General features: G+C 52.0%; 25 protein-coding genes. 24 read left to right on the forward strand and 1 reads right to left on the reverse strand.

The genetic code is table 11. The features are described 5' to 3' along the window. The first annotated feature begins 5 nt into the window (after nucleotides 1-5). The 15 genes from dapB (at nucleotide 6) to ACO0LK_RS01320 (ending at nucleotide 16,284) form a co-directional block, all read left to right on the forward strand. Nucleotides 6-812 carry a 4-hydroxy-tetrahydrodipicolinate reductase gene (gene dapB, locus ACO0LK_RS01250; RefSeq protein WP_422971382.1) on the forward strand — a complete coding sequence of 269 codons (807 nt, stop codon included), beginning with the start codon at nucleotides 6-8 and terminating at the stop codon, nucleotides 810-812. Between the two features lie 21 nt (nucleotides 813-833). After that, nucleotides 834-1,481 carry a MotA/TolQ/ExbB proton channel family protein gene (locus ACO0LK_RS01255; RefSeq protein ID WP_422971384.1) on the forward strand — a complete coding sequence of 216 codons (648 nt, stop codon included), beginning with the start codon at nucleotides 834-836 and terminating at the stop codon, nucleotides 1,479-1,481. A gap of 11 nt (nucleotides 1,482-1,492) precedes the next feature. Then, the gene (locus ACO0LK_RS01260) at nucleotides 1,493-1,930 is read left to right on the forward strand and encodes an ExbD/TolR family protein (RefSeq protein WP_422971386.1); all 438 of its coding nucleotides are present in this window, start codon (nucleotides 1,493-1,495) and stop codon (nucleotides 1,928-1,930) included. Nucleotides 1,931-2,080: 150 nt separating this feature from the next. Further along, complete coding sequence (leuS, locus tag ACO0LK_RS01265; protein ID WP_422971388.1) at nucleotides 2,081-4,708, forward strand: leucine--tRNA ligase; 2,628 nt, start codon at nucleotides 2,081-2,083, stop codon at nucleotides 4,706-4,708. A 46-nt stretch (nucleotides 4,709-4,754) separates the two neighbouring features. After that, on the forward strand, nucleotides 4,755-5,264 hold the full coding sequence (gene lptE, locus ACO0LK_RS01270; RefSeq protein ID WP_422971390.1) for an LPS assembly lipoprotein LptE: 510 nt from the start codon (nucleotides 4,755-4,757) through the stop codon (nucleotides 5,262-5,264). 1 nt (nucleotide 5,265) lies between these two features. Next, entirely contained in the window at nucleotides 5,266-6,285 is a 1,020-nt protein-coding gene (gene holA, locus ACO0LK_RS01275; RefSeq protein ID WP_186947047.1) for a DNA polymerase III subunit delta, read from the forward strand. A gap of 142 nt (nucleotides 6,286-6,427) precedes the next feature. Beyond that, entirely contained in the window at nucleotides 6,428-7,693 is a 1,266-nt protein-coding gene (locus ACO0LK_RS01280) for a glutamate-5-semialdehyde dehydrogenase (protein ID WP_422971392.1), read from the forward strand. Between the two features lie 41 nt (nucleotides 7,694-7,734). Continuing rightward, a complete protein-coding gene (locus ACO0LK_RS01285) occupies nucleotides 7,735-8,157 on the forward strand; it encodes a CopD family protein (RefSeq protein ID WP_422971394.1) in 423 nt (140 codons plus the stop codon). A 106-nt stretch (nucleotides 8,158-8,263) separates the two neighbouring features. Further along, complete coding sequence (locus ACO0LK_RS01290; protein WP_422971396.1) at nucleotides 8,264-9,478, forward strand: THUMP domain-containing class I SAM-dependent RNA methyltransferase; 1,215 nt, start codon at nucleotides 8,264-8,266, stop codon at nucleotides 9,476-9,478. 103 nt (nucleotides 9,479-9,581) lie between these two features. Beyond that, nucleotides 9,582-11,063 (forward strand): NAD-dependent succinate-semialdehyde dehydrogenase, encoded by a 1,482-nt coding sequence (locus ACO0LK_RS01295; RefSeq protein WP_422971398.1) that lies wholly within the window; start codon nucleotides 9,582-9,584, stop codon nucleotides 11,061-11,063. Nucleotides 11,064-11,161: 98 nt separating this feature from the next. After that, complete coding sequence (locus ACO0LK_RS01300; RefSeq protein WP_422971400.1) at nucleotides 11,162-12,397, forward strand: multidrug effflux MFS transporter; 1,236 nt, start codon at nucleotides 11,162-11,164, stop codon at nucleotides 12,395-12,397. A 391-nt stretch (nucleotides 12,398-12,788) separates the two neighbouring features. Next, a complete protein-coding gene (locus ACO0LK_RS01305; RefSeq protein ID WP_422971402.1) occupies nucleotides 12,789-13,865 on the forward strand; it encodes a porin in 1,077 nt (358 codons plus the stop codon). 207 nt (nucleotides 13,866-14,072) lie between these two features. Continuing rightward, the gene (locus ACO0LK_RS01310) at nucleotides 14,073-14,513 is read left to right on the forward strand and encodes a hypothetical protein (protein ID WP_422971404.1); all 441 of its coding nucleotides are present in this window, start codon (nucleotides 14,073-14,075) and stop codon (nucleotides 14,511-14,513) included. Between the two features lie 29 nt (nucleotides 14,514-14,542). After that, nucleotides 14,543-15,505, forward strand: coding sequence for a homoserine kinase (locus tag ACO0LK_RS01315; RefSeq protein ID WP_422971406.1), 963 nt, complete (start codon nucleotides 14,543-14,545; stop codon nucleotides 15,503-15,505). After that, on the forward strand, nucleotides 15,505-16,284 hold the full coding sequence (locus tag ACO0LK_RS01320; protein WP_422971408.1) for a BPSS1780 family membrane protein: 780 nt from the start codon (nucleotides 15,505-15,507) through the stop codon (nucleotides 16,282-16,284). Before ACO0LK_RS01315 ends, ACO0LK_RS01320 begins: the two co-directional genes overlap by 1 nt. On the opposite strand, the gene ACO0LK_RS01325 is transcribed toward ACO0LK_RS01320, so the two are convergent. Continuing rightward, the gene (locus tag ACO0LK_RS01325) at nucleotides 16,269-16,724 is read right to left on the reverse strand and encodes an OsmC family protein (RefSeq protein ID WP_422971410.1); all 456 of its coding nucleotides are present in this window, start codon (nucleotides 16,722-16,724) and stop codon (nucleotides 16,269-16,271) included. The two genes, ACO0LK_RS01320 and ACO0LK_RS01325, sit on opposite strands and share 16 nt — an antisense overlap. A 410-nt stretch (nucleotides 16,725-17,134) precedes the next feature. Here ACO0LK_RS01325 and rplM point away from each other — a divergent pair, with 410 nt between their 5' ends. The 9 genes from rplM (at nucleotide 17,135) to glcF (ending at nucleotide 24,900) form a co-directional block, all read left to right on the forward strand. Beyond that, nucleotides 17,135-17,563, forward strand: a complete 429-nt coding sequence (gene rplM / locus ACO0LK_RS01330) for a 50S ribosomal protein L13 (RefSeq protein WP_110255178.1) — start codon at nucleotides 17,135-17,137, stop codon at nucleotides 17,561-17,563. A gap of 9 nt (nucleotides 17,564-17,572) precedes the next feature. Next, the gene (rpsI, locus tag ACO0LK_RS01335) at nucleotides 17,573-17,965 is read left to right on the forward strand and encodes a 30S ribosomal protein S9 (RefSeq protein ID WP_162039944.1); all 393 of its coding nucleotides are present in this window, start codon (nucleotides 17,573-17,575) and stop codon (nucleotides 17,963-17,965) included. Nucleotides 17,966-18,125: 160 nt separating this feature from the next. Next, nucleotides 18,126-19,163 (forward strand): N-acetyl-gamma-glutamyl-phosphate reductase, encoded by a 1,038-nt coding sequence (argC, locus tag ACO0LK_RS01340; protein WP_422971412.1) that lies wholly within the window; start codon nucleotides 18,126-18,128, stop codon nucleotides 19,161-19,163. 9 nt (nucleotides 19,164-19,172) lie between these two features. After that, entirely contained in the window at nucleotides 19,173-19,898 is a 726-nt protein-coding gene (locus tag ACO0LK_RS01345) for a DUF6776 family protein (RefSeq protein ID WP_422971414.1), read from the forward strand. A gap of 87 nt (nucleotides 19,899-19,985) precedes the next feature. Beyond that, entirely contained in the window at nucleotides 19,986-20,375 is a 390-nt protein-coding gene (locus tag ACO0LK_RS01350) for a bactofilin family protein (RefSeq protein ID WP_422971416.1), read from the forward strand. 49 nt (nucleotides 20,376-20,424) lie between these two features. Next, nucleotides 20,425-20,775, forward strand: a complete 351-nt coding sequence (erpA, locus tag ACO0LK_RS01355) for an iron-sulfur cluster insertion protein ErpA (RefSeq protein ID WP_110255173.1) — start codon at nucleotides 20,425-20,427, stop codon at nucleotides 20,773-20,775. Nucleotides 20,776-21,042: 267 nt separating this feature from the next. Then, complete coding sequence (locus ACO0LK_RS01360; RefSeq protein ID WP_422971418.1) at nucleotides 21,043-22,524, forward strand: FAD-linked oxidase C-terminal domain-containing protein; 1,482 nt, start codon at nucleotides 21,043-21,045, stop codon at nucleotides 22,522-22,524. A 39-nt stretch (nucleotides 22,525-22,563) separates the two neighbouring features. Next, on the forward strand, nucleotides 22,564-23,628 hold the full coding sequence (glcE, locus tag ACO0LK_RS01365; protein WP_422971420.1) for a glycolate oxidase subunit GlcE: 1,065 nt from the start codon (nucleotides 22,564-22,566) through the stop codon (nucleotides 23,626-23,628). A gap of 6 nt (nucleotides 23,629-23,634) precedes the next feature. Further along, nucleotides 23,635-24,900 carry a glycolate oxidase subunit GlcF gene (glcF, locus tag ACO0LK_RS01370; protein WP_422971422.1) on the forward strand — a complete coding sequence of 422 codons (1,266 nt, stop codon included), beginning with the start codon at nucleotides 23,635-23,637 and terminating at the stop codon, nucleotides 24,898-24,900. Nucleotides 24,901-24,987 lie beyond the last annotated feature (87 nt).

A 24,987-nucleotide genomic window follows, 5' to 3' on the forward strand; every position in this document is an offset into this window, starting at 1 on the left:
ATACTATGACAGCCTTGAAAATTGCCGTAGCGGGTGCTTCTGGCCGTATGGGGAAAATGTTGGTAGAGGCAATCAGTGCTGCTGATGACCTGGTGCTGGCTGGCGCGCTGGATGTGCCTGGTTCGCCCGCACTGGGTACCGATGCGGGTCTCAGCCTGGGTAAGCCGACAGGCGTGCTGATCGAGTCGGATCTGGCAAAAGGCCTGGCTGATGCCGCCTACCTGATCGACTTCACCCGCCCTGAAGGTACGCTCAAGCATCTTGAGTATTGTGCTGCGCATGGCATCAAGATGATCATAGGCACGACCGGCTTTGACGAGGCGGGCAAGGCAGCCATTGCTGCCGCTGCACAGAAAACTGCCATCATGTTTGCGCCGAATATGAGCGTGGGCGTGAATGTCACGATGAAGTTGCTGGAAATGGCAGCCAAAAGCTTTTCTCATGGCTATGACATTGAAATCATCGAAGCACATCACCGCTTTAAAGTGGATGCACCGTCAGGTACAGCGCTGAAAATGGGGGAAGTGATTGCTGACACGCTGGGGCGCGACCTGAACGAAGTCGGGGTTTTTTCCCGCGAAGGCGTGACCGGTGAGCGTGATCCATCCTCCATCGGTTTTGCCACTATCCGTGGCGGTGATATTGTCGGCGACCATACGGTGCTGTTTGCCGGTATTGGTGAGCGGGTTGAAATAAGCCATAAATCTTCCAGTCGTGTGACTTATGCGCACGGCAGTTTGCGTGCAGCCCGTTTCTTGCAGGATAAATCCACTGGCCTGTTTGATATGTACGACGTATTGGGTTTGCGCTAGATAAAGCGCTGACCCGGCCCTATGAATTCAGCGATTGCACATTACTGGGATCAGGCGGATTTGCTGGGACACATGGTCGGCTGGTTTCTGCTGGCCATGTCGGTACTCAGCTGGACTCTGATTTTATTGAAGGCCTGGACTTTCTGGCGTATCCGTCAGGCAGCTCCCGCCTTGCGCGCTTTCTGGCAATCACCCAGCCTGGCCGATGCTATGGCCATGCTGCGTCAGGCTGACAGGGTACATATCTTTATCGCCCTGGCAGATGCAGCAGAGCAGGCAGACAAACGTGCGGGCACCCTGTCCGAAAACACAGCATTCAGCGACATTCTCACCCGCAGCCTGCGGCATCAATTGCAGGCACTGACCACCAGACTGGAAGCCGGGCTAACCATGCTTGCATCGATAGGGGCAACGGCACCCTTTGTTGGCTTGCTGGGCACGGTGTGGGGTATTTACCATGCGCTGACAGCTATTTCTGCATCCGGTGCCGTGCAGTTAGACCAGTTGGCTGGCCCGGTCGGCGAAGCCCTGATCATGACCGCGCTGGGCCTGATAGTCGCCATCCCGGCGGTATTGGCTTATAACGGTTTTAACCGCATCAATCGCATTACCCTGGCAGAACTCGACGGCTTTGCCTTTGACCTGCATGCACACTGGTGCAAAAGCTAAGCCGCAGCACCATGTCATTCGGTCAATTCCGCCAATCTGACTCCACGGCATCCGGCTCCCAGGGAGCGATGGCGGATATCAATGTCACCCCAATGGTGGATGTGATGCTGGTCCTGCTGGTGATTTTCATTATTGCCGCACCCTTCATGACGCACGCCATCAAGCTGGATTTGCCTCAGGCCCAGTCCGCTGCCGTAGCGGAGCCAGCGAACGCCATCCATATTGCATTTGATGCAGAAGGCCACCTCTATTGGGATAAGGACGTGTTGCCCATGGCTGAACTGGAGCCCAGGCTGGCAGTGCTGGCAGCCAGCAACCCGCAGGCAGAAATACAATTGCGTGCCGACAAGGCAACCCGCTATGAAATCATTGCCCAGGTCATGGCGGCTGCCCAGGCACAGGGTTTGAGCCGGATTTCTTTCGTTACTGACAAGAAAGCCACCCGCTGAACCTGGCGGGCTTTGCCGTGGGCAATGTCTATTATTCCTTTTCATTGCGTCATTATTCGGGCTTCGCCCAGAGGCTTTGCTCAATAATAGGGTGTAAGCAGTTATAATCTAAGGTTCTGAGTCATTTCCGCACCTACTTCTGCTTACGCCATGCAAGAAAAATATACGCCTTCCGACGTCGAACAATCGGCGCAGTCCCATTGGAAAAAGATCGATGCCTATACGGCAGTAGAGAACAATCCACGTTTCCCTAAAGGCAAGTATTACGCCTGTTCCATGCTGCCTTACCCTTCCGGCAAGCTGCATATGGGCCACGTGCGCAATTACACGATCAATGACATGCTGGCACGCCAGCTGCGCATGAAGGGCTATAACGTCCTCATGCCCATGGGCTGGGATGCATTTGGCTTGCCGGCAGAAAACGCGGCGATTGCCTACAAAAAATCGCCGGCAGAATGGACTTACGCTAATATCGAAGACATGAAGTCACAAATGCAGCCTCTGGGCCTGGCATTTGACTGGACGCGTGAAGTCGCCACCTGCGACCCGGATTACTACCGCTGGAATCAGTGGCTGTTCCTGAAGATGCTGGAAAAAGGTGTTGCCTACAAAAAAACCCAGGTCGTGAACTGGGATCCTGTTGATCAGACCGTGCTGGCGAACGAGCAGGTGATTGATGGTCGTGGCTGGCGCTCAGGTGCCTTGGTAGAGAAACGCGAAATCCCTGGCTACTACTTTGGCATCACCCAATACGCAGACGAACTGCTTAACAGCATCGATAATCTCGATGGCTGGCCTGAGCAAGTACGTACCATGCAGCGCAACTGGATAGGCAAGAGCGAAGGCGTGCGCTTTGCTTTCCCACACCAGATCGCTGATGAAACTGGCGCGCTGGTACAAGACGGCAAGATGTATGTGTTCACCACCCGTCCAGATACCATCATGGGTGTGACTTTCTGCGCAGTAGCGGCAGAACATCCTATCGCCACGCTGGCAGCAAAGAATAATGCCGCACTGGCGGCCTTCATCGAAGTCTGCAAGGCTGGCGGTACGACAGAAGCCGAAATGGCGACCAAGGAAAAAGAGGGCATGCCAACTGGCCTGTTCGTTACTCACCCTCTGACTGGCGAGCAAGTCGAAGTCTGGGTCGGTAACTATGTCCTCATGACCTATGGCGATGGCGCTGTCATGGGGGTGCCTGCGCATGATGAACGTGATTTTGCCTTTGCGAAAAAATACAATATCGCCATCAAGCAGGTAGTGGCAATCGAAGGTGAAAGCTTCACGACAGATGCCTGGGCAGAGTCCTATGGTGACAAACAACGCGGCGTCACCATCAATTCTGGTAAATATGATGGCCTGAGCTTCAAGGCAACGGTCGATGCAGTGGCTGCCGACCTCATTGCCAAAGAACTCGGCGAAAAGAAAACCACCTGGCGCTTGCGTGACTGGGGTATTTCCCGTCAACGTTACTGGGGTACACCTATCCCTATCATCCACTGCGACAGCTGTGGTGATGTGCCTGTGCCGTATGAAGATTTGCCGGTGGTATTGCCTACCGATTGCATTCCTGACGGTTCCGGTAACCCATTGAAACACCGTGAAGATTTCCTGAATGTGCCTTGCCCTAAATGCGGCAGCCCGGCACACCGCGAAACCGACACCATGGATACCTTCGTTGATTCCAGCTGGTATTTCATGCGTTATACCTGCCCGGATGCAGGCACGATGGTGGATGAGCGCAATGATTACTGGATGGCGATGGACCAGTACATTGGCGGTGTCGAACATGCGGTTTTGCATTTGCTGTACGCACGTTTCTGGACCAAGGCCATGCGTGACCTGGGTCTGGTCAAGATAGACGAGCCTTTCAAAAACCTGTTCACTCAGGGCATGTTGCTCAACGAGTCTTATTATCGTGAAGATGCCACAGGCAAGAAAATCTGGTTCTACCCGAATGAAATCGAAGTTCAGCATGATGACAAGGGACGTCCAATTTCAGCATCGCTGAAAAGCGATGGTCAGCCTGTACAAATGGGCGGCATCGAAAAGATGTCCAAATCCAAGAACAATGTGGTCGAACCCAAAGACATTATTGAGCAGTTCGGTGCTGATACGGCACGCCTGTTCACCATGTTTGCCGGCCCACCAGATCAAAGTGCGGCCTGGAGTAATAGCGGTGTGGAAGGTGCGTCGCGTTACCTGCGTCGTTTGTGGGCTTCTGCATTGAAACTGTCTGGCACGATTGCTTCTGGCAATGTTGCACCTGCTGCTTATGCCAATGATGTCAAGGCCTTGCGCCGTGAAGTGCATCTGACGCTGAAGCAGATCGATGCTGATTATGACCGTCTGCAATACAACACAGTTGTATCCGGCGCGATGAAGTTGCTCAATACCATAGAATCCTTCAAGTCAGACGCTGAAGGCAGTGCAGCAGCCTTGCGCGAAGCTTTCAGCATCTTGCTGCGTGGCCTGTATCCGGTATGTCCGCATATCACGCACGTCTTGTGGCAGGAACTGGGTTTGGCTACTGAGTTAGGTGAGATCATTGATGCACCATGGCCGCTGGTGGATGAAACTGCTCTGGTGCAGGATGAAATCGAGCTGATGGTGCAGGTCAATGGCAAGTTGCGTGGCAGCATCAAGGTTGCCAAGGATGCCGACAAGGCCACCATAGAAGCGACTGCTCTGGCCAATGAAAGCGTACAAAAATTTATGGAAGGCGCGGCCAAGAAAATCATCATCGTGCCTGGCAAACTGGTGAATATCGTTGCTTGATACCTTAGTCCTGAACAGCAGTGTGACAAGTAATAAAGGAAACCGCATGCAAACAAAGTATTTCAAACGTCTGCAATGGCTGGCAGCCATTTTCTCCGTGCTGCTGCTGTCCGCCTGCGGTTTTGCCTTGCGCGGCCCGGTGGCTTTGCCGTTCAAGAACATTTATATCGGCATGCCAGAAAGTTCAGCGCTGGGTGGTGAGTTGCGTCGCCAGATACGCGCCAACGGACAAACCCAGATCATGTCCAGCGCCAAGGATGCGCAGGTCATGCTCGAAGTGCTGAGCGAAACCAGGGACAAACAGATTCTGTCTCTGAACAGCCAGGGTCGTGTACGTGAATACAATCTGATCTACAACTTCCGTTTCCGCCTGCGCAATAATGAAGGCAAGGAATATCTGGAGCCGGTAGACATACAACTGAAACGCAACATCAGTTTCAATGAAACCCAGGTGCTGGCGAAAGAGGCAGAAGAAGTCTTGCTGTACCGTGACATGCAAAATGATCTGGTGCAGCAGATCATGCGTCGCCTGGCTGTTGTAAAGATGGACGATTAAGATGCTGCTACGCTTCGATGCCCTCGATGGCCATCTGGCGAAAACACTGGCGCCACTGTATGTGATCACCAGTGATGAGCATTTGCTGGCGCTGGAAGCCGCAGACAAGATACGCCGCACGGCAAAGGCACAGGGTTTTTATGAGCGCGACATCCTGACGGTGGAGCGCAGTTTCAAATGGGGTGCCTTGCTGGCAGCGAATCAGTCGCAATCCCTGTTTGGCGATAAAAAATTGATCGATTTGCGCATACCTACTGGCAAACCCGGCAAGGACGGTGGCCAGGCATTGCAGGATTATGTGGCGAACCTGTCGCCCGATAACCTGACCCTGATCACTTTACCCAAACTGGACTGGGCCACGCAAAAAGCTGCCTGGGTAGCCAGCTTGCAACAGGCTGCCGTGTACATTGATATCCCGCTGGTGGAACGCAATCAGTTGCCTAACTGGATCAGCCTGCGCTTGTCGATGCAGCAGCAAAATGCCGACAGGCAAAGCCTGGATTTTATTGCTGACAGGGTAGAAGGTAATTTGCTGGCCGCCCATCAGGAAATCCAGAAGCTGGCCTTGCTGCATCCGCCAGGCAAGCTGAGTTTTGAACAAATCCATGACGCCGTGCTGAATGTGGCGCGCTATGATGTCTTCAAGCTTAATGAAGCCATGCTGTCCGGTGATGTGGCAAGACTGGTACGTATGCTGAACGGTTTAAAGGGCGAAGGCGAAGCCCTGCCGCTGGTCTTGTGGGCGATGGCAGAAGAAATACGCACGCTGTTGAAACTGAAGTCCGGCATGGCGCAGGGCAGGCCACTATCAGCCTTGCTGAAAGAATACCGGATCTGGGGCCCGCGTGAAAAGCTCATGGACCCCGCCTTGCGGCGTGTCAGCCTGGCAAATTTGCGGGCTGCGCTGCAAGAAGCATCACAAGTCGATAAGATGGTAAAAGGTTTACGCGCCAAGGCATTTGCAGGTGATCCCTGGGATGCCTTATTACAATTGGGTTTGAAAGTGGCAAAAGCTGCATAATGCAGTTTGGCCTGTAATTGATATCTGATACCTGATACTTGTTAGCAAGCGGTTTATCAAACCGGAAATAGAATTCTCTCGCCACCTTGCTGGTGGCTGATCAACGAATATGAGAACGCCCGGACGTTCTCCAAATGACGATATGGATATCAAGCACTACATGAATGACCTCGGCATCCGTGCCCGCGCAGCATCGCGCGCCATGGCCAAAGCCGACACCGCCGCCAAGAACAAGGCCCTGTCACTGATCGCCGCGGCCATCAGACGGGAAGCCGCAGCCTTGCGCGCAGCAAATGAACTTGACCTGGCGGCAGCAAAGGCAGCAGGTATGGAAGCCGCCATGCTGGACCGGCTGACTCTGTCTGACAAGGCGATCGCCACCATGGCCGAAGGCCTGGAGCAGATCGTCAGCCTGGCGGACCCTATCGGTGAAATCTCGAATATGAAATACCGCCCCACCGGCATACAGGTAGGGCAGATGCGGGTGCCGCTGGGCGTTATTGGCATCATTTACGAAGCGCGTCCGAATGTGACGGTGGATGCGGCCGGTCTGTGCATCAAGAGTGGCAATGCCACCATCTTGCGCGGCGGCTCTGAAGCCATACATTGCAACCAGGCCCTGGAAAAACTGGTCAAGGAAGGTCTGGCTGGTGCCGGCCTGCCGGCTGATGCCGTGCAAATCGTCGAGACCACAGACCGCGCTGCGGTTGGTGAACTGATCACCATGCCGCAATATGTAGATGTTATTGTCCCGCGTGGTGGCAAGGGCCTGATTGCGCGTCTGATGCAAGAGGCCACTGTGCCCATGATCAAGCATCTCGATGGTATCTGCCATGTGTATATTGATGACAAGGCAGACTTGAAAAAAGCAGTCGATGTGGCATTCAATGCCAAATGCCATCGCTATGGTACTTGCAATACCATGGAAACCTTGCTGGTTGCGCAAGGCATTGCAGCCCAGGTCTTGCCAGCACTGGCTGACTTGTATGCAGGCAAGCAGGTGGAATTGCGCTGCGACGATGCCGCCGCTGCGATACTGGCAGGCTACCCGCATCTGGTTAAAGCAACAGAAGAAGACTGGAGCACGGAATACCTTGCGCCTATCCTGGCAGTAAAAGTAGTGGCTGACCTGGATGAAGCCATTACGCATATCAATGATTATTCATCCAAACATACTGAATCCATCATCACGGAAGACTATAGCCGCGCGCTGCGCTTCCTGCGCGAAGTCGATTCGGCATCGGTGATGGTGAATGCATCCACCCGCTTTGCCGATGGTTTTGAATATGGCCTGGGTGCCGAGATTGGCATCTCGAATGACAAGCTGCATGCACGTGGCCCGGTGGGTCTGGAAGGGCTGACTTCGATGAAGTATGTGGTTTTCGGCCACGGCGAAGTACGCCAATAAGAAAGTTGAAAATACATAATGCAGATTAAAGAAAGCACATCATGCTTTGGGTAAAAGCGTTTCACATTCTGTTCGTCACATCCTGGTTTGCCGGTCTGTTTTATCTGCCACGCATCCTGGTTAATCTGGCGATGGAAAATCATGCGGCGACCACAGAACGTCTTTTGTTGATGGCACGCAAGCTGTATCGCTTCATGACGATACTGGCGGTCCTTGCCCTGGTGCTTGGTTTGTGGTTATGGCTGGGATATGGCATAGGCAAGGGGCCGGGCAATGGCTGGCTGCATGCCAAGTTGACTCTGGTGATTTTGCTGATCGGCTATCACCACGCTTGCGGCAGCTTGCTGAAGAAATTTGAAAAAGGTATTAACAAGCGCAGCCATGTCTGGTTTCGCTGGTTTAATGAAGTGCCGGTGATTTTGTTGCTTGCGATATTGATTCTGGTAGTGGTCAAGCCTTTCTAGGCTTGGCTGAGTTTGAAAGTTAGGCAGGTCTGAGGTGCAGAACTTCAGACCGGCATTTGGCGGTGAATTGTCACCATTGTTTTTTTAACGGATAAAGGGTACTCCTATGACGCGTTATTCTTATTTTTGTCCATGCCCACGCGGCCTGGAAATAGCCCTGGCTGAAGAGCTGGGTGAAATTGCAGCCATGGATAAAACCATGGCCGTGCACAACCAGGTGCCTGGCGGCGTGCACTGCTCGGGCAGTCTGCATGATGGCTGGCGTATCAACCTGCATTCACGCATTGCATCTCGCGTGCTGATGCGCATGGCGCATTCTGGCTATGCCAATGAAAACGATATTTACGATCTGGTGCTGGATCAGCCCTGGGAAGACTGGTTTGGCTATCACCATACGATACGTGTTGATGTCACTGCGGTGAAGTCACCTTTGAAGAGCCTGGATTTTGCCACGCTTAAAATCAAGGATGCGATCTGTGATCGTTTCCGTGACCAGTTCACCCAGCGCCCATCGGTCAATACCAAGAACCCGGACATGCGCATTGTCGGTTTTCTGGATGCCCGCAATTTCACGATTTACCTGGATATCTCGGGCGAACCTTTGTTCAAACGCGGCTGGCGTCTGGAAACCGGTGATGCGCCCTTGCGTGAAAATCTGGCAGCAGGTTTGTTGCGTACCGCTGGCTGGAAACCGGGTACACCTCTGTTTGACCCCATGTGCGGTTCTGGCACCATCTTGATTGAAGCGGCCCAAATCCTGGCAGGTATTCCCCCTGGCCTGAAGCGTGAATTTGCGTTCGAGAAAATGCATCAGTTCGATGCCGATGCCTGGACCCAGATCAAGGCCAGTGCAAAACCGCATCCATTGCCAACTGAGCCGACTATTTTCGGCAGCGATATTTCCGGTGACATGATCGTCATGACGCGCAATAACCTGAACAAGGCTGGCATACGTTTTGACGTACCACTGAAACAGATCGAAGCGCAGGAAATCAAGGCACCGACGACAGAGCCAGGTATCTTGCTGACCAACCCACCGTATGGCGAACGTATCGGTGTGCGTGGTGACAGCACGATGGAAGAAGATGATATGGCCAAAGATTTCTTCAGTGCTTTCAGTACCACCCTGAAGCAGCGTTTTGCGGGCTGGAGTGTGTTCCTGTTCACTGCTGATTTGGGTCTGCCGAAAATGTTGCGCCTGAAAGAGTCGCGCAAGACGCCTTTCTATAACGGCGCGCTGGAATGTCGTTTGTTCCGCTTTGATATGGTGGCCGGTTTCAACCGCAGGGAAGAAGCCAAGCCCAAAGATATCGCTGAATAATTTTCATCATGCCCTTACAAAACGGCCAGGTCTCAGCAGACCTGGCCGTTTTGCTTTAGGCTTACAGGTATTCCTGTCGTTTGCAAAAAGTGGAGATACTCTGATGTCACAAGAAGCAATAGCAAAGCAACTGAATTTGAAAGATCCATCCTTGTTGCGTGACCGCGCCTATATCAATGGCGAGTGGATCGCAGGCACAAGCAGTTTTGAAGTGAATAATCCTTCCACTCTGGCAATATTAGGTACGGTGCCAAATCTGGATTCCAGCCATACCGAAGCCGCCATCAGGGCCGCGCAAGCTGCTTTCCCGCTGTGGGCTGCAAAAACCGGCAAGGAACGCGCCAATCTCATGCGCAAATGGTTTGACCTGATGATAGAGAATGCCGATGACCTGGCCGCCATCATGACAGCGGAGCAGGGCAAGCCGCTGGCTGAAGCCAAAGGCGAAGTCATTTATGGTGCCAGTTTCATAGAATGGTTTGCTGAAGAAGCCAAACGGGTGTCTGGCGATGTCATGGCATCGACCTGGAGCGACAAGCGCATGGTGGTGCTGAAGCAGCCTATCGGCGTCTGTGCGTCCATTACGCCGTGGAACTTCCCCATCGCCATGATCACGCGCAAGGTGGCGCCTGCGGTGGCGGCTGGTTGTTCGATTGTTATCAAGCCAGCCGAACAGACGCCTTTGTCTGCCCTGGCCATGGCGGAACTGGCGCACCGCGCTGGTATTCCTGCCGGTATTATCAATATCATCACGGCTGACTCTGAACAATCCATCGCTGTCGGCAAGGTCTTGTGCGACAGCCTGGTGGTCCGGCATTTGTCCTTCACCGGTTCAACACCTGTTGGTCGTATCCTGATGCGGCAATCGGCCCAGACAGTGAAAAAACTGGCACTGGAACTGGGTGGCCATGCCCCGTTCATCGTATTTGAAGATGCCGACCTTGATGCTGCTGTGGAAGGGGCCTTGCAGTCGAAATTCCGCAATTCAGGACAGACCTGTGTCTGTACCAACCGTTTTTATGCACATGAATCGATTTACGATGCCTTTGTGGAAAAACTGGCAGCAGGCGCTAAAAAGATCAGGGTTGGTGACGGCTTTGAGACTGGCATCAACCAGGGGCCGATGATTGATGCACAGGCCGTAGCCAAGGTAGAAGAGCATGTGGCCGATGCATTGAAGCAGGGGGCAAGCTTGCAGGCTGGTGGCAAATTACTGGAAGCAGGCAAACTTTTTTATGAACCAACGGTGCTGTCGAATGTCACATCCGGCATGCTGATCATGAATGAAGAGACTTTTGGCCCGGTGGCTGCGGTTGTCAAGTTCAAGACGGAAGAGGAAGCGGTCGCCGCTGCCAACAATACAGACTTTGGCCTCGCTTCCTATTTTTATTCGCGTGACATAGGTCGTGTCTGGCGGGTTGCTGAAAAATTGGAATATGGCATGGTAGGTATCAATACCGGCCTGATCTCGAATGAAGTGGCACCGTTTGGCGGCGTCAAACAATCTGGCCTGGGGCGCGAAGGCTCCAAATACGGCATGGATGAATACCTGGAAATGAAGTACCTGTGCATGGGCGGTATATAAATACCCGGGCAGTTTGTTGCCAGGCTATATCCTGCTCTTGAAGAACAAAAAGCCATCCGGGTTTGCTCCCAGGATGGCGTGTAACCTGAATAGTAACCATGTCCTCTGCTACCAAAGTCAGTAATGCTGGCCTGGCAACCTTATTGGCCGCCCTGGCCATGCTGGGTCCATTTTCGATCGATACCTACTTACCGGCATTCCCGAATATTCAGGCAACCCTGCATGCCAGCGCGCTGGAAGTACAGCAAACCCTGACGGCGTATATGCTGTCGTTTGCGGTGATGACCTTATGGCATGGCGCATTGTCTGATGCTTTCGGGCGACGCAATGTCATTCTGGTGGCGCTGGCGGTATTTGCGGTAGCCAGCTTTGGCTGTGCTTCCGTGCACAGCATCCATTACCTGTGGGGCTTCCGTATCTTGCAGGGCGTGTCAGCCGGTGCCGGCATGGTGGTCGGGCGGGCGATCATACGTGATCTGTATGCGGGCGCACCGGCAGAGCGGCTGTTGTCCCTGGTGACCATGATTTTCTCGATTGCCCCGGCAATTGCCCCTATCTTGGGGGGCTGGATAGTCAGCTTCGTCAGCTGGCGGGCCATTTTCCTGTTGTTGTTTGGTTATACCATCGTATTGTGGTGGGCCAGTTATAAATACCTGCCTGAATCACTGCCGCTGGATAAACGCCAGCCTTTCAGCGCAGAATTTCTGTGGGAAAGTTATAAAAAAGTCTTCAAGTCACCGTTGTTTCATTTGAAGGCTGGCACCATTGCCTTTAATTTTGCCGGCCTGTTTTTATATGTGTCTGCCGCACCAGCTTTTATTACCCAGCATTTGCATTTGGGCCCTGACCAGTTTGGCTGGCAATTTGTGCCTTCGGTTGGTGGTATTTTCTTTGGTGCCCTGGCTGCCAACCGCCTGGCAGGGAAAATGACAGTCTGGAAGCAGGTCAGCATAGGCTTTTGTTTCTTGCTGGGGGCGGCGGTTTTCAATGTGGTATTCCACTTCTTTTCTCCACCCATATTGCTGTGGTCGGTAACGCCTTTGTTTTTTTACACTTTTGGTATGTCTCTGGTTGCGCCGGGAGCGACCTTGCTAGTTTTGGATCTGTTTCCTAATATAAGGGGCATAGTCGCTTCCTGCCAGTCGGCGACAGTGACCATGCTGGGTGCTGTCATTGCCGGCATCGTGGCGCCGGCACTTGATCATTCAGTGTTGACGCTGGCCCTGGGGCAGTTAGGATGCACGGCAATTGCAGCCGTGATGTGGTACACCGGACGTGCATACTGGCGCGCCATGACAGCACAAAACCAGAATGCATGGGAGACGGTAGAATAGTGTCCGGATAAGTGCAAAAGATTGTCAATTAGGTAAATAATAAATAAATTTCGAGTCAGTTACTTGAAATGAGACGTCCTGACCATATATAATTGGTGCTTTGCAGCAAATTGTTAAATATCATCCTGTTACACTTGATTTACATGAGATTTACTTCAATTTGTTTTGCATATGCAAATAAGATTTCCATCGTGTCCTTTTGAGTTGGACTTATATAGAGTGTAGCTTTTTAGACACGCCGAATTCATCAAGTTGTCACTTTTCGCAGGTATCGTGCCGCTTGTCATTGGATCTCTTACTGATTCAAGGCTGTAAAACACCTGTAATTCTGTTTTTACCGTGCTTGAAATCAATTGGTGAAAACTTAACATTCATTTTTGGAAACTAGATAATGAAAAAATCCTTCCTCGCACTTGCTCTGATGAGTGCTTTCTCCGGTGCAGCGTTTGCTCAATCTTCCGTTACTGTCTACGGTATTGTTGACGCTGGCTTCCAAAGTCTGGATAACGGCACAGTTGCTGGCCGTTTCAATAAACTCCAGAGTGGTCAGGAAAACGGTTCACGTTTGGGCTTCAAAGGTACTGAAGACCTCGGCGGCGGCCTGAAAGCCAACTTCGTTCTGGAAATGGGTCTGAACGTTGATGATGGTAGCTCTGCACAAGGCCGTACTTTTGGCCGTCGTTCCACAGTTGGTCTGTCTGGCGATTTCGGTACTGTAGATCTGGGCCGTGACAAGACTCCAACTTTCAAATTCTTCGACAACTTTGATCCGTTTGCATCTGGTTTCATCAACAGCGGCAATGGTCTGTCCAACCTGTACTTCATCGGTGGCTCTGCAACCGTTGCTGGCGCTAACGCCAACTCTACAGGTCGCGCAAGCAATGCAATCTACTACTACACACCAGGCAACCTGAATGGTTTCTCTGCTGTTGGTCAATATGGTTTCGGCGAAGCCGCTGGCGACAATTCTGCTGGCCGTTCCCTGGGTCTGAACCTGCGTTACGCGGCTAACGGTCTGGATGTTGCTTACTCTTTCGTTAAAGACAATGGCCAAGCTCTGGCTGCTGGTCCAGTCAATGCACGTAAAGGTAACACTCTGGCTGCTTCCTACGACTTCGGTATCGCTAAACCAGTTGTGATCTATCAAAAAGTGAGCGATGACGCTGCTCTGGCCGTAGATCAAAAAATCTACACAGTTGGCGTAACAGTTCCTTTTGATGCAACAAACAAAGTTCTGGCTACTTACACCAACATCAAAGACTCCACACGTCTGTCTGCTGCTACTACAGCAACAGTTGGCGATGCCAAGCAATTCGCTATCGGTTATCAGTACACATTCTCCAAGCGTACTGACCTGTATGCTGCTTTCGCAAGCACATCACAAGATGCCAATTCCCAAAAAGTGGGCGCAGCAGTTAAAGGCGCTGACGTAAAAGAATTGACATTCGGTGTACGTCACCAGTTCTAATATCCTTGTCAGTCAGGTTTCGACCTGACTACGAGTGATACTAAAAGAGGCGCTGTCTTTTGAGACAGCGCCTCTTTTTTTTCCGCATTGTCAGCATGCTGACAGGCACCGCTTTGCTGCATTGACACGGACCTCTGGCCGATATTTCTGCCAGTCCATGCGGGGTTTGTTACAATGTCCATATACTTAGTTGAACAGGGCTGTATCATGAAAACAACATCGAACATTATTGCTGGCTCGCTGGCCAGTCTGGCCGCCGTATTGGTGAGTGTGGCCGCGATGGCGCAAACGCCATCCAAAGTGGACCCGGTACCACCGAAACTGGAAAAACTCGAAGAGATCAGTAATGAGCCAGGCGTGACAGTCGCCAAGCCTGAGCCTAGAAACAAAGTGGTTGAAAAACGCAGTAGCGGCGGCAAAGTAACTGAAGCCCAGGTCAAGTCCGGTAAAAGCAACTATACCGTGAAGGCCAATCCGGAATACGGCAATGCGCCCAAGGGAACGGTGCAGGGTGACTCGAATCGTGCTGCGCAGTGGACCATACTGGAATTTGGTGGCAAGAAAGAAGCCAAAGAAGGCAATCCACCAGATGTGCTGGCACCAGCGCCAGCCAAGCAGGCTCCGGCCAGTTCGACAGTGACAAAATAAATTTTATCCGCCTTTCATTTCTAAATAACATGGCAGTTTTTACACCGGTAAGTCTGGAAGACCTTGGCCCCTGGATGAAACAATACCCGCTTGGCAAAGCGCTGGGCATCAAGGGTATCGCTTCAGGCATTGAAAACAGCAATTTCTTCATCAATACTGAAGCAGGTGAGTTTGTTCTGACGATTTTTGAAAATCTGAATTTCGAACAACTGCCGTTCTATTTGAAATTGATGCGTCACCTGGCTGACCGTGGCGTACTGGTGCCAGCACCGATCGCCAATGATCAGGGTGAGCTGGTAGTAGCGCTGCATGGCAAGCCGGCAGCGATCGTCAGCAAGCTTGAGGGCCGTTCGCAGATGGATCCGCAGCCACAGCACTGTGCCGAGGTTGGTGCCATGCTGGCCCGCATGCATCTGGCTGGGCAGGATTTCAGCATACAGCAGCCCAATCTGCGCTCGCTGGACTGGTGGCATGAAACCACACCCAAGGTCTTGCCTTTCCTGTCGGATGAATTGCAGCACCTGTTGCGTGCCGAAGTGCATTTTCAGGATGCCTTTGACAGCACTCCCATATACCGTGCCTTGCCACGCGGTCCGGTTCATGCCGACCTGTTCCGTAATAACGTCATGTTTGACGGTGACCGCCTGACCGGGTTCTTTGATTTTTATTTTGCCGGTTGCGACACCTGGATATTTGACGTGGCAGTGACCGTCAATGACTGGTGTATAGATATTGCTACTGGTGTGCTGGATGAAAAGCGTGTGCTGGCGCTGTTGAACGCCTATCATGCAGTAAGGCCATTCACACAGGAAGAAGGCATTGCCTGGCAGCCCATGCTGCGCGCAGCCGCCCTGCGTTTCTGGCTGTCACGCCTGTATGATTTTTACCAGCCACGGGATGCAGAAATGCTGACACCGCATGACCCCACACATTTCGAGCGCATCTTGCGCCTGAGGGAATCTGGCCAGGTACCGGCTTTACCTACAGTATGATGAAAGCAGTAAGCACACAGTCCGGCTGGACCTGGATAAAGCAGGGGTTTACGCTGTTTCGTAAGCGGCCAACGGAGTTACTCAGTCTTTTTTTCCTGTGGATGATGCTGACGCAATTGCTGAGATTCATTCCTGTTGCGGGCCAATTTGTCAGCTTTTTTTTGTTTCCGGCATTTTCAGTCGGACTTATGCAGGCATGTCTGTATATTGAAACTGAACAGAAAGTCAGGCCGGGCTTACTTTTTATTGGCTTTAAGTCTCAATATCTTGTCGCTTTGCTGGGATCTGGCGTACTTCGCATAGCCGCCATTTTCTTTACCTTGTGGTGTGCGGACACGCTTAATGATGGGGCCCTGTCGACTTTCATGAAAGCAGCTGGATCAGCGGAGGGCATGGATGCAGCCAGTCTGGAAAAGGCTTTGCCAGTAAAAGCGATTTTCTCGGCTATCCTTATTTATATTCCGTTTTCAATGGCGTTCTGGTACAGCGTTCCATTGATGACATGGCAACGAATGCCGCTTTTTAAATCCATGTTTTATAGTTTTTTTGCGGCGCTACATTCTTGGAAAGCGCTCTTGCTGTATGGTCTTGGCTGGTACGGCATTTCAATATTGGTCACTTTGCCAGCCACCATTTTTTTGGTAATAGACATTAATTTTGGCGTGCTGATGCTGACGGCGCTCTCTTTCATTATGTTTGTCATCGCCTTTTGTTCTTCTTATCCGACTTACACAGATGTGTTTGGTAAGCCGGAAGAAGAGCATCAATCCGCAGAATGATGTTCTGAAGGCAGGTCGAGGTCTTCGATGATCTCGTAGCTATGCGTCATTTCTGCCGTTTTTTCCAGCATGATAGAGGCCGAGCAGTATTTTTCATGCGACAGCTTGATGGCGCGCTCGACCAGACTGGGTTTCAACTGACGGCCACGTACGACGAAGTGAAAGTTGATCCTGGTGAAGACCTTGGGGTCACTGTCAGCGCGTTCTGCTGTCAGCTTGACTTCGCAGCCACGGATGTCCTGCTTGCTTTTGCGTAATATCAGTACAACATCATAGGCGCTGCAGCCGCCGGTACCCAATAACACCATTTCCATCGGCCTTGGCGCTAGGTTACGGCCACCACCGTCAGGTGCGCCATCCATCAACACGGCATGGCCTGAGCCGGTTTCTGCCAGAAAAGACATGCCGGACAAACCTGTCCAGCGTACGGTTGCTTCCATTTTTCCTCCTTGAAATTACACTTGTTACAGATTGTAGCCTAACGAGCAAAATTGTGACTTTGTGCGTCAAAACCGCAAATTACCTTGCACTGCACAATTTCTTGTCCTATTATTGACTCATCGGTTAGTTAATGTGTTTTTGCTCTTAACTACCAAGCAATTGTCTCCTCCACCTACTCCTTTGGTGGATTCAACCCGAAGTCTATCTTCGGGTTTTTTTTCGTCTTTTTACAAAGCCGCCTGCACAAAAATTAAACAATCCTTGCACTAAGTCTTTGAAAATACTATAATTTCCGACTCCCTGATCGCCCAAGGGAGAAGTGATAAGGACGAGTCTGCTGAAATTAATGGCAGAACCACCAAAAACACAGAATATTTTAGGGCGTTTTTAACTTTTATTAGGATTCAACATGAAAACCTTTTCCGCTAAGGGCCATGAGGTTCAGCGCGACTGGTTCGTGATTGACGCGACAGATAAAGTACTCGGACGTGTTGCCAGCGAAGTGGCACTCCGTTTACGCGGCAAACATAAACCAGAATTTACACCACACGTAGACACAGGCGATTTTATCGTTGTTGTTAACGCAGGCAAACTGCGCGTGACTGGTACTAAAGCTCTGAACAAAACATACTACCGTCACACTGGTTATCCAGGCGGTATCTATGAAACAAATTTCCAGAAAATGCAAGAGCGTTTTCCAGGTCGTGCACTCGAGAAAGCTGTTAAAGGCATGTTGCCTAAAGGCCCACTCGGCTATGCAATGATCAAGAAGCTGAAAGTCTATGCAGATGCAACACATCCGCACGCAGCTCAGCAACCACAAGTACTCGACATCTAAGGATTAGCCATGATCGGTAATTACAACTACGGAACTGGCCGTCGCAAGAGCGCAGTTGCTCGCGTATTCCTGAAATCCGGCAGCGGCAAGATCGTTGTCAACGGCAAACCAGCAAACGAGTATTTCTCTCGTGAAACTGGCCTGATGGTCATTCGTCAACCTCTGGAACTGACTAATAATCTCGAAACATTCGACATTATGGTTAACGTTCACGGCGGCGGCGAATCCGGCCAATCCGGTGCTGTTCGTCACGGTATCACTCGTGCTCTGATCGACTACGATGCAACTTTGAAATCTGAATTGTCCAAAGCTGGCTTCGTTACTCGTGATGCTCGCGAAGTTGAACGTAAAAAAGTCGGTCTGCGCAAAGCACGTCGCGCAAAACAATTCTCCAAGCGTTAATTTTCGCTGGAATCAATTGTTACAAGAAGGCCGCCTGGAAGGGCGGCTTTTTTGCTTTTGGCATCGCGTATATCAGACATGTAACGAGTTTTATACTGAATATCAGGTTCCAGTCTTCTGCTGTTAGAATAGCGTCAAAATTGCTTGCAAGGAAAATATCATGATCAAAATTGGCATTGTTGGTGGTACAGGTTATACCGGTGTGGAACTGTTGCGGATACTCGCAACACATCCGCAGGCGCAGATTACGGCTATTACATCCCGCAAGGAAGATGGCTTGCCGGTGTCCGAGATGTATCCATCCCTGCGTGGCCGCGTGGACATCGCTTTTTCTGCCCCAGACAAAGCCAATCTGAAAGAATGCGACGTCGTGTTTTTTGCCACCCCGCATGGCGTTGCCATGGCACAGGCACCAGAGTTGCTGGCGGCTGGCGTGAAGGTGATTGATCTGGCGGCAGATTTCCGCATGAAGAATGTGGCAGAATTTGAGAAATGGTATGGCATCCCGCATACCTGCACCAATGTGCTGGAAGAGGCCGTCTATGGTTTGCCGGAATTGAATCGCGCTGCCATCAAGTCGGCTAGAGTGATAGGCAATCCCGGTTGCTATCCGACCACCATGCAACTGGGTTTTTCCCCTTTGCTGAAGGCAGGCATTATTGATGCCGGTAACCTGATTGCCGATTGCAAATCGGGTGTGTCCGGTGCCGGCAGGAAAGCGGAAATGGGCCTGCTGTTCTCTGAAACCAGCGACAGTTTCAAAGCCTACAGTGTATCCGGCCATCGCCACACGCCAGAAACTGTGGAACAGTTGCAGCGTCTGAGCAAAGATACGGTCGGTTTGCTGTTCACGCCACATCTGGTTCCGATGATACGCGGCATGCATTCGACCCTGTATGCGCGCCTGACTGCCGACATCAGCAATGAGCAACTGCAAGCTCTGTTTGAAGAAGCTTACAAGGATGAGCCCTTTGTCGATGTGATGCCGTTTGGCACGCACCCTGAAACCCGTTCCACCCGCGCATCAAATATGCTGCGCCTGGCCTTGCACAGGCCAAACAATGGCAATACCGTGATTGTGCTGGTGGTACAGGACAATCTGGTGAAGGGCGCGTCAGGTCAGGCGGTTCAGTGTATGAACCTGATGTTTGGGCTGGAAGAAACTACCGGGCTTCTGCATGTGCCCGTCATGCCTTAACCTGGGGCCATGAGTAAATCACGTTATGCTCAGCGGCGCTATCTGGCGCCGAAAATGACCATTACCAATGAAAAACCCTGGTCCATCAAGCTGGCCATGGCCGGGGTGGTGATAGGTATTGCTGCCGTGGTGGCATGGTGGACGTATGACCTGGGTAAAAGTTTTGCGTTCGGTAGCAAGGTCAGCGCGGAGCAAGTCGAAGAGCTGAACAAAAAACTGGAGGAACTGACAGCCGAACGTGACAAGCTGTCGCTGTCTGCCAATACCATAGAAAGCAAGGTCAACATCGACAAGTCGATGCAGAAAGAATTGACCGACCAGGTCAAGGCGCTGACGGCTGAAAACCTGAAGCTCAAGGATGACCTGGCTTTTTTTGAAAGCCTGACCCCTTCTGCAGTGGGGGCCGAAGGCATTTCCCTGCAAAACTTCAAGGTCGAAATATTAAGCCCAGGGCAGTTGCGCTATCGTGCACTGGTCATGCAAGGCGGCAAAACAGGACGGGATTTCGCTGGAGAAATGCAGTTCAGCCTGAACTTGGTACAAGCTGGTAAACCTGCTACGATGCTGTTTCCCGATCCTAAATCGGGCGATGCCGGGAAGTTAAAATTATCATTCCGTCATTATCAGCGTCTGGAGGGAACAATTTCTCTGCCAGAGGGAGCATCGGTCAAAGGTGTGCAGGCCAAGGTATTAGCAAACGGCCAGATCCGTGCTCAGCAAACGGTCAATTTATAAACCACGCAAAGAAACTGCTGCAATTGCTAAAATAGCACTTTTCATACGCCGCGGGTTCTGGCTTTAATTCCTCAAGAGGAAGCAAGAATGTTTAATCGAAAAACCAAAAGCACCATAGATAGCCTGATAGGCGCAACGACTGTGATCGAAGGCGACCTGATGTTCAAGGGCGGCTTGCGTATTGATGGTCATATACGTGGTAATGTTGTCGCTGACCTGGAATCGTCCAGCATGCTGGTCATTTCTGAACAGGCAACCATAGATGGCGAAGTCCGTGCGGCGCATATTGTTGTTAATGGTGTCATTAATGGACCGGTTTATTCTTCGGAATTGCTGGAATTGCAACCAAAAGCGCAAATTTCTGGCGATGTCCACTATAAAACCCTGGAAATGCTGAGCGGTGCAGTGGTTTCTGGCAAGCTGTCGCATGACCTGGCACAAGAACCCGTCTTGAAACTTGCAGCGAGCAATGCATAGTTTTGCTTGCGGGTCTATAATGATGGTAACCAGTTTGAAGGAGTAATTTATGAACGCTGTTGCCGAAATGCCCGCACCCATTGTTTTCACTGAAAGCGCCGCTGCCAAGGTAGCCCAGCTGATTGAAGAAGAGGGTAACCCTGACCTGAAACTGCGCGTGTTTGTGCAAGGCGGTGGTTGCTCAGGTTTTCAGTATGGTTTCACTTTTGATGAAATCACCAATGAAGATGATACAACCATGACCAAGAATGGGGTCCATCTGTTGATCGATTCCATGAGCTACCAGTATCTGGTCGGCGCAGAAATCGATTACAAAGACGACCTCGAAGGTGCGCAATTTGTAATCAAGAACCCGAATGCAACCACCACTTGCGGTTGCGGTTCTTCATTCTCTGCCTGATGTTGTTTGATATGGCCTGAACATTGGCATGTATGAAAAAGGACGCTGCGGCGTCCTTTTTTGTTTTTCGCCGGATAAACCGCCACATCAATAGTCTGTAGTGCGTGTTGCATCTGCCACGCTTGCTATGCCTGCAAAAGTACAATGAAAAGTATTTGCGGCAATTTCCCTGAACAATTCATCACAAGACCCGCAAAGCTGATTACACTCATCTGTAGCTCACAGCATTCCTATTGATGCAGTGAGTCTTCACAAACAGGAGTCAGTATGGAGGCAGATACACTTGCCATATCTTCACGGCAGCAGGCGCTGGTGCAGGCTTTGCGCCGGCAATTGCCCGCCCATTGTATTTTGCATGATGAAGAAGATACCCGGCCCTATGAATGTGATGGCCTGGCCGCCTATCGCCAACTGCCCATGGTGGTGACACTGCCAGAGAATGAAAGCCAGGTCCTCAGCATCATCAACATTTGCCGGGAAATGCAGATTGCCATCGTGCCGCGTGGCGCAGGCACGGGCCTGTCAGGTGGCGCCATGCCCATTGCAGATGGCCTGGTGCTGTCTACCGCCAGACTGAACCGCATTCTCAAGGTGGATGCCTATGCGCGTACTGCCGTGGTGCAGCCTGGCGTGCGCAACCTGGCGATTTCTGAAGCGGTGGGCAAACACGGTTTGTATTATGCACCTGACCCTTCATCACAAATCGCCTGCACGATCGGTGGCAACGTGGCAGAAAATTCCGGTGGTGTGCATTGCCTGAAATACGGCTTGACCGTACACAATGTGATGGCCGTGCGTGCGATCACCATGGAAGGTGACATCATCGAGCTTGGTGGTGCCGCGCTGGATGCGCCTGGGCTGGATTTACTGGCGGTGTTCATCGGTTCTGAAGGCATGCTGGGCATCGTCACCGAAGTGACGGTCAAACTGGTACCCAAGCCACAGACGGCGCGCGTCATCATGGCCTCGTTTGATGATGTCGTCAAAGGCGGTAATGCAGTTGCCAGCGTGATTGCTGCCGGCATCATTCCCGCCGGGCTGGAGATGATGGACAAGACTTCATCGCGCATGGTTGAGCCTTTTGTGAATGCCGGTTACGACACCGAAGCTGAAGCTATTCTGCTGTGTGAATCAGATGGCACCATAGAAGAAGTGGAAGAAGAAATCGGTCGCATGAGCGCCGTGCTGGAACAGGCTGGCGCAACTGCACTGGCTGTCTCAAACAGCGAAGCCGAACGCCTGCGTTTCTGGTCTGGTCGCAAAAATGCCTTCCCCGCAGCAGGCCGGATTTCGCCTGATTATTACTGTATGGACGGCACTATTCCGCGCAAGCATCTGGCCCGGGTTTTGATCGGTATCAGCGAGATGGAAAAGAAATATGGCCTGCGTTGCGCCAATGTCTTTCATGCCGGTGACGGCAACCTTCATCCCCTGATTTTATTTGATGCCAACAAGGAAGGTGAATTCCATCAGGCCGAATTGTTTGGTGCCGAGATACTGGAGCTGTGCGTCACAGTGGGCGGCACCATCACCGGTGAACACGGGGTTGGCATAGAAAAAATCAATTCCATGTGTGTGCAGTTTTCAAGTGAAGAAATCACTGCCTTTCTGGCACTGAAACGGGCTTTTGATCCTGCTGTGTTATTGAACCCGGACAAGGCTATTCCTACCTTGCACCGTTGTGCAGAATACGGTCGCATGCATGTGAAAAAAGGGGTGCTGAAGTTCCCTGATTTACCTCGCTTTTAGCGCTTGTTTCAAGATCAAAAATTTATTTCGGAATATGGCATGCAAAGCATCGTAGAAAATTTTCGTGAGCGCGTACTTGTTGCAAGCAGGCAGCAGACGGCATTGCAAATCCAGGGTGGTGGCAGCAAGCGCTGGTATGGGCAGGAATTGAATGGCGAACTGCTGGAAACCTCTGCCTATCAGGGCATACTGGCCTATGACCCGACTGAACTGGTGCTGACAGCACGTAGCGGTACCCGTTTGCAGGAGATAGAAGCTGCATTGGCAGAACACAATCAGATGCTGGCGTTTGAACCGCCGCACTGGGGTGCAGCGGCCACTATCGGTGGTGTGGTCGCTGCGGGCCTGTCCGGCCCCAGGCGGCCCGCAGCGGGTGCTGTACGTGATTTCGTGCTGGGTGCCAGCCTGATGGATGGCAAGGGTGACGTGCTGGAATTTGGTGGACAGGTCATGAAGAATGTCGCAGGTTACGACGTCTCGCGTTTGCTGACCGGCTCCATGGGCTGTCTGGGCTTGCTGCTCGATATTTCGGTCAAGGTATTGCCGCGCCCTTTTGCTGAAACGACGCTGGTTTTTGCCTTGTCTGAAGCGGATGCCATTACACGCCTGAATCAATGGGCGGGCCAGGCACTGCCGATTTCAGGCAGTTGCTGGCATGTGGGGCGATTGATGTTGCGCCTGTCCGGGGCCGAGGCTGCGGTGCGCGCCGCCAAAGTCAGGCTGGGTGGGGAAGAGATACAGGACGCTGCCGAATTCTGGATCAGCCTGCGCGAACAGACGCATGACTTTTTCTCGCAGGATGAAGAGCAGGGTTTGTGGCGTCTGTCCTTGCCATCGACCGCCACGCCTTTACGTTTGAGCGGCAAATCCATGATCGAGTGGGGTGGGGCGCAGCGCTGGTTATACAGCAATGAAAAGCCGGAGCTGATACGCCTGAATGCGCTGGCTGCGGGCGGGCATGCCTGCCTGTTCCGTGGTGGTGATAAGAGCCTGGGCGTATTTGCTCCCTTGTCTGCCCCGCTGGAAAAAATTCACCAGCGCCTGAAGACGGTATTTGATCCCGCCGGGATATTCAATCCAGGTCGTATGTACAAAGGATTCTGAACGATTATGCAAACCAATCTCGCTGATTTCATCAAAGATACCCGCGAAGGCAAGGAAGCCGAAGACATTTTGCGTAAATGCGTGCATTGCGGATTCTGTACGGCCACCTGTCCCACCTATCAACTGCTGGGTGATGAACTGGATGGACCACGTGGTCGCATTTACCTGATCAAACAGGTGCTGGAAGGCAAACCCGCAACCGTCAAGACCCAGCAACATCTGGACCGCTGTCTGACCTGCCGCAATTGCGAAACGACCTGTCCGTCCGGGGTGCAGTATGGCCGCCTGGTGGATATTGGCCGTCAGGTAGTTGAACAGCAAGTCAGCCGTCCCCTGATGCAACGTATCAGCCGTTCTGCCCTGAAGCAGTTATTGCCACGCAAATGGTTATTTGCACCCGCCATGAAAATCGGACAAAGCCTGCGTCCCATGTTGCCACGCGTCCTGCAAAACAAGATACCGGCAGCGCAAGAAGCTGGGGTGTGGCCGCAGGCCGAACATGCGCGCAAGATGCTGCTGCTGGATGGTTGTGTGCAGCCATCCATGTCGCCCAACATCAATGCTGCCACAGCGCGTGTGCTGGATGCACTGGGCGTGCAGTTGCAGGTAGCTCCCAAGGCAGGCTGTTGCGGTGCCATACGCCATCACCTGAATGCGCAGGAAGATGGACTCGACGACATGCGTCGCAATATAGATGCATGGTGGCCGTATGTGGAGGCAGGCACCGAAGCCATCGTCATGACGGCATCTGGTTGTGGTGCAACCGTCAAGGAATATGGTCATTTGCTGGCACACGATGCCACCTATGCCGACAAGGCGAAAAAGATATCCGCATTGACGCTGGACCTGAGTGAAATATTACCGACATTCCAGGATGAGCTGGTACATCGCCTGCAAGGCAGGATCAGCAAACGCGTTGCCTGGCATCCGCCCTGTACCCTGCAACATGGTCAACAGATACGGGGCAAGGTAGAAGCTTTGCTGACAGCGCTGGGTATTGATGTAAAGCTTTGTGCTGACAGTCATTTGTGCTGCGGTTCTGCCGGCACGTATTCGGTATTGCAACCGAAATTGTCCTATCAGTTGCGTGACAATAAACTGGATAATTTGCAGGTGACAGAGCCTGAGATGATCTTGTCCGCAAATATAGGCTGCATCACCCATTTGCAGTCGGGGACAGAGACACCCGTGGCGCACTGGGTAGAATTGCTGGACCAGATGTTGACGCTGTCCCGTACCGGGCAACCAGCGGTGGCACCGGTTGCGGAGTAAAGCAGGAAATAGGAAATAGGAAATAGGATATCGCCTTATCCGGTGCAGACTGCTGTCTGCACCGCAGGCGTAAAACATGGGAGGCAG

The sequence above is a fragment of the Undibacterium sp. Ji49W genome (assembly GCF_049340205.1).
GTDB lineage: Bacteria > Pseudomonadota > Gammaproteobacteria > Burkholderiales > Burkholderiaceae_D > Undibacterium.

What these genes read in the sequence shown, in the direction of transcription:
- leuS (WP_422971388.1), top strand. Translation starts at nt 2,081, where the DNA reads ATGCAAGAAAAATATACGCCTTCCGACGTCGAACAATCGGCGCAGTCC.
- ACO0LK_RS01295 (WP_422971398.1), top strand. Translation starts at nt 9,582, where the DNA reads ATGTCACAAGAAGCAATAGCAAAGCAACTGAATTTGAAAGATCCATCC.
- ACO0LK_RS01260 (WP_422971386.1), top strand. Translation starts at nt 1,493, where the DNA reads ATGTCATTCGGTCAATTCCGCCAATCTGACTCCACGGCATCCGGCTCC.
- ACO0LK_RS01300 (WP_422971400.1), top strand. Translation starts at nt 11,162, where the DNA reads ATGTCCTCTGCTACCAAAGTCAGTAATGCTGGCCTGGCAACCTTATTG.
- dapB (WP_422971382.1), top strand. Translation starts at nt 6, where the DNA reads ATGACAGCCTTGAAAATTGCCGTAGCGGGTGCTTCTGGCCGTATGGGG.
- ACO0LK_RS01310 (WP_422971404.1), top strand. Translation starts at nt 14,073, where the DNA reads ATGAAAACAACATCGAACATTATTGCTGGCTCGCTGGCCAGTCTGGCC.
- glcE (WP_422971420.1), top strand. Translation starts at nt 22,564, where the DNA reads ATGCAAAGCATCGTAGAAAATTTTCGTGAGCGCGTACTTGTTGCAAGC.
- rplM (WP_110255178.1), top strand. Translation starts at nt 17,135, where the DNA reads ATGAAAACCTTTTCCGCTAAGGGCCATGAGGTTCAGCGCGACTGGTTC.
- ACO0LK_RS01280 (WP_422971392.1), top strand. Translation starts at nt 6,428, where the DNA reads ATGGATATCAAGCACTACATGAATGACCTCGGCATCCGTGCCCGCGCA.
- lptE (WP_422971390.1), top strand. Translation starts at nt 4,755, where the DNA reads ATGCAAACAAAGTATTTCAAACGTCTGCAATGGCTGGCAGCCATTTTC.
- ACO0LK_RS01285 (WP_422971394.1), top strand. Translation starts at nt 7,735, where the DNA reads ATGCTTTGGGTAAAAGCGTTTCACATTCTGTTCGTCACATCCTGGTTT.
- ACO0LK_RS01305 (WP_422971402.1), top strand. Translation starts at nt 12,789, where the DNA reads ATGAAAAAATCCTTCCTCGCACTTGCTCTGATGAGTGCTTTCTCCGGT.
- rpsI (WP_162039944.1), top strand. Translation starts at nt 17,573, where the DNA reads ATGATCGGTAATTACAACTACGGAACTGGCCGTCGCAAGAGCGCAGTT.
- argC (WP_422971412.1), top strand. Translation starts at nt 18,126, where the DNA reads ATGATCAAAATTGGCATTGTTGGTGGTACAGGTTATACCGGTGTGGAA.
- ACO0LK_RS01345 (WP_422971414.1), top strand. Translation starts at nt 19,173, where the DNA reads ATGAGTAAATCACGTTATGCTCAGCGGCGCTATCTGGCGCCGAAAATG.
- ACO0LK_RS01320 (WP_422971408.1), top strand. Translation starts at nt 15,505, where the DNA reads ATGAAAGCAGTAAGCACACAGTCCGGCTGGACCTGGATAAAGCAGGGG.
- ACO0LK_RS01290 (WP_422971396.1), top strand. Translation starts at nt 8,264, where the DNA reads ATGACGCGTTATTCTTATTTTTGTCCATGCCCACGCGGCCTGGAAATA.
- ACO0LK_RS01325 (WP_422971410.1), bottom strand. Translation starts at nt 16,724, where the DNA reads ATGGAAGCAACCGTACGCTGGACAGGTTTGTCCGGCATGTCTTTTCTG.
- erpA (WP_110255173.1), top strand. Translation starts at nt 20,425, where the DNA reads ATGAACGCTGTTGCCGAAATGCCCGCACCCATTGTTTTCACTGAAAGC.
- ACO0LK_RS01360 (WP_422971418.1), top strand. Translation starts at nt 21,043, where the DNA reads ATGGAGGCAGATACACTTGCCATATCTTCACGGCAGCAGGCGCTGGTG.
- ACO0LK_RS01315 (WP_422971406.1), top strand. Translation starts at nt 14,543, where the DNA reads ATGGCAGTTTTTACACCGGTAAGTCTGGAAGACCTTGGCCCCTGGATG.
- ACO0LK_RS01350 (WP_422971416.1), top strand. Translation starts at nt 19,986, where the DNA reads ATGTTTAATCGAAAAACCAAAAGCACCATAGATAGCCTGATAGGCGCA.
- glcF (WP_422971422.1), top strand. Translation starts at nt 23,635, where the DNA reads ATGCAAACCAATCTCGCTGATTTCATCAAAGATACCCGCGAAGGCAAG.
- holA (WP_186947047.1), top strand. Translation starts at nt 5,266, where the DNA reads ATGCTGCTACGCTTCGATGCCCTCGATGGCCATCTGGCGAAAACACTG.
- ACO0LK_RS01255 (WP_422971384.1), top strand. Translation starts at nt 834, where the DNA reads ATGAATTCAGCGATTGCACATTACTGGGATCAGGCGGATTTGCTGGGA.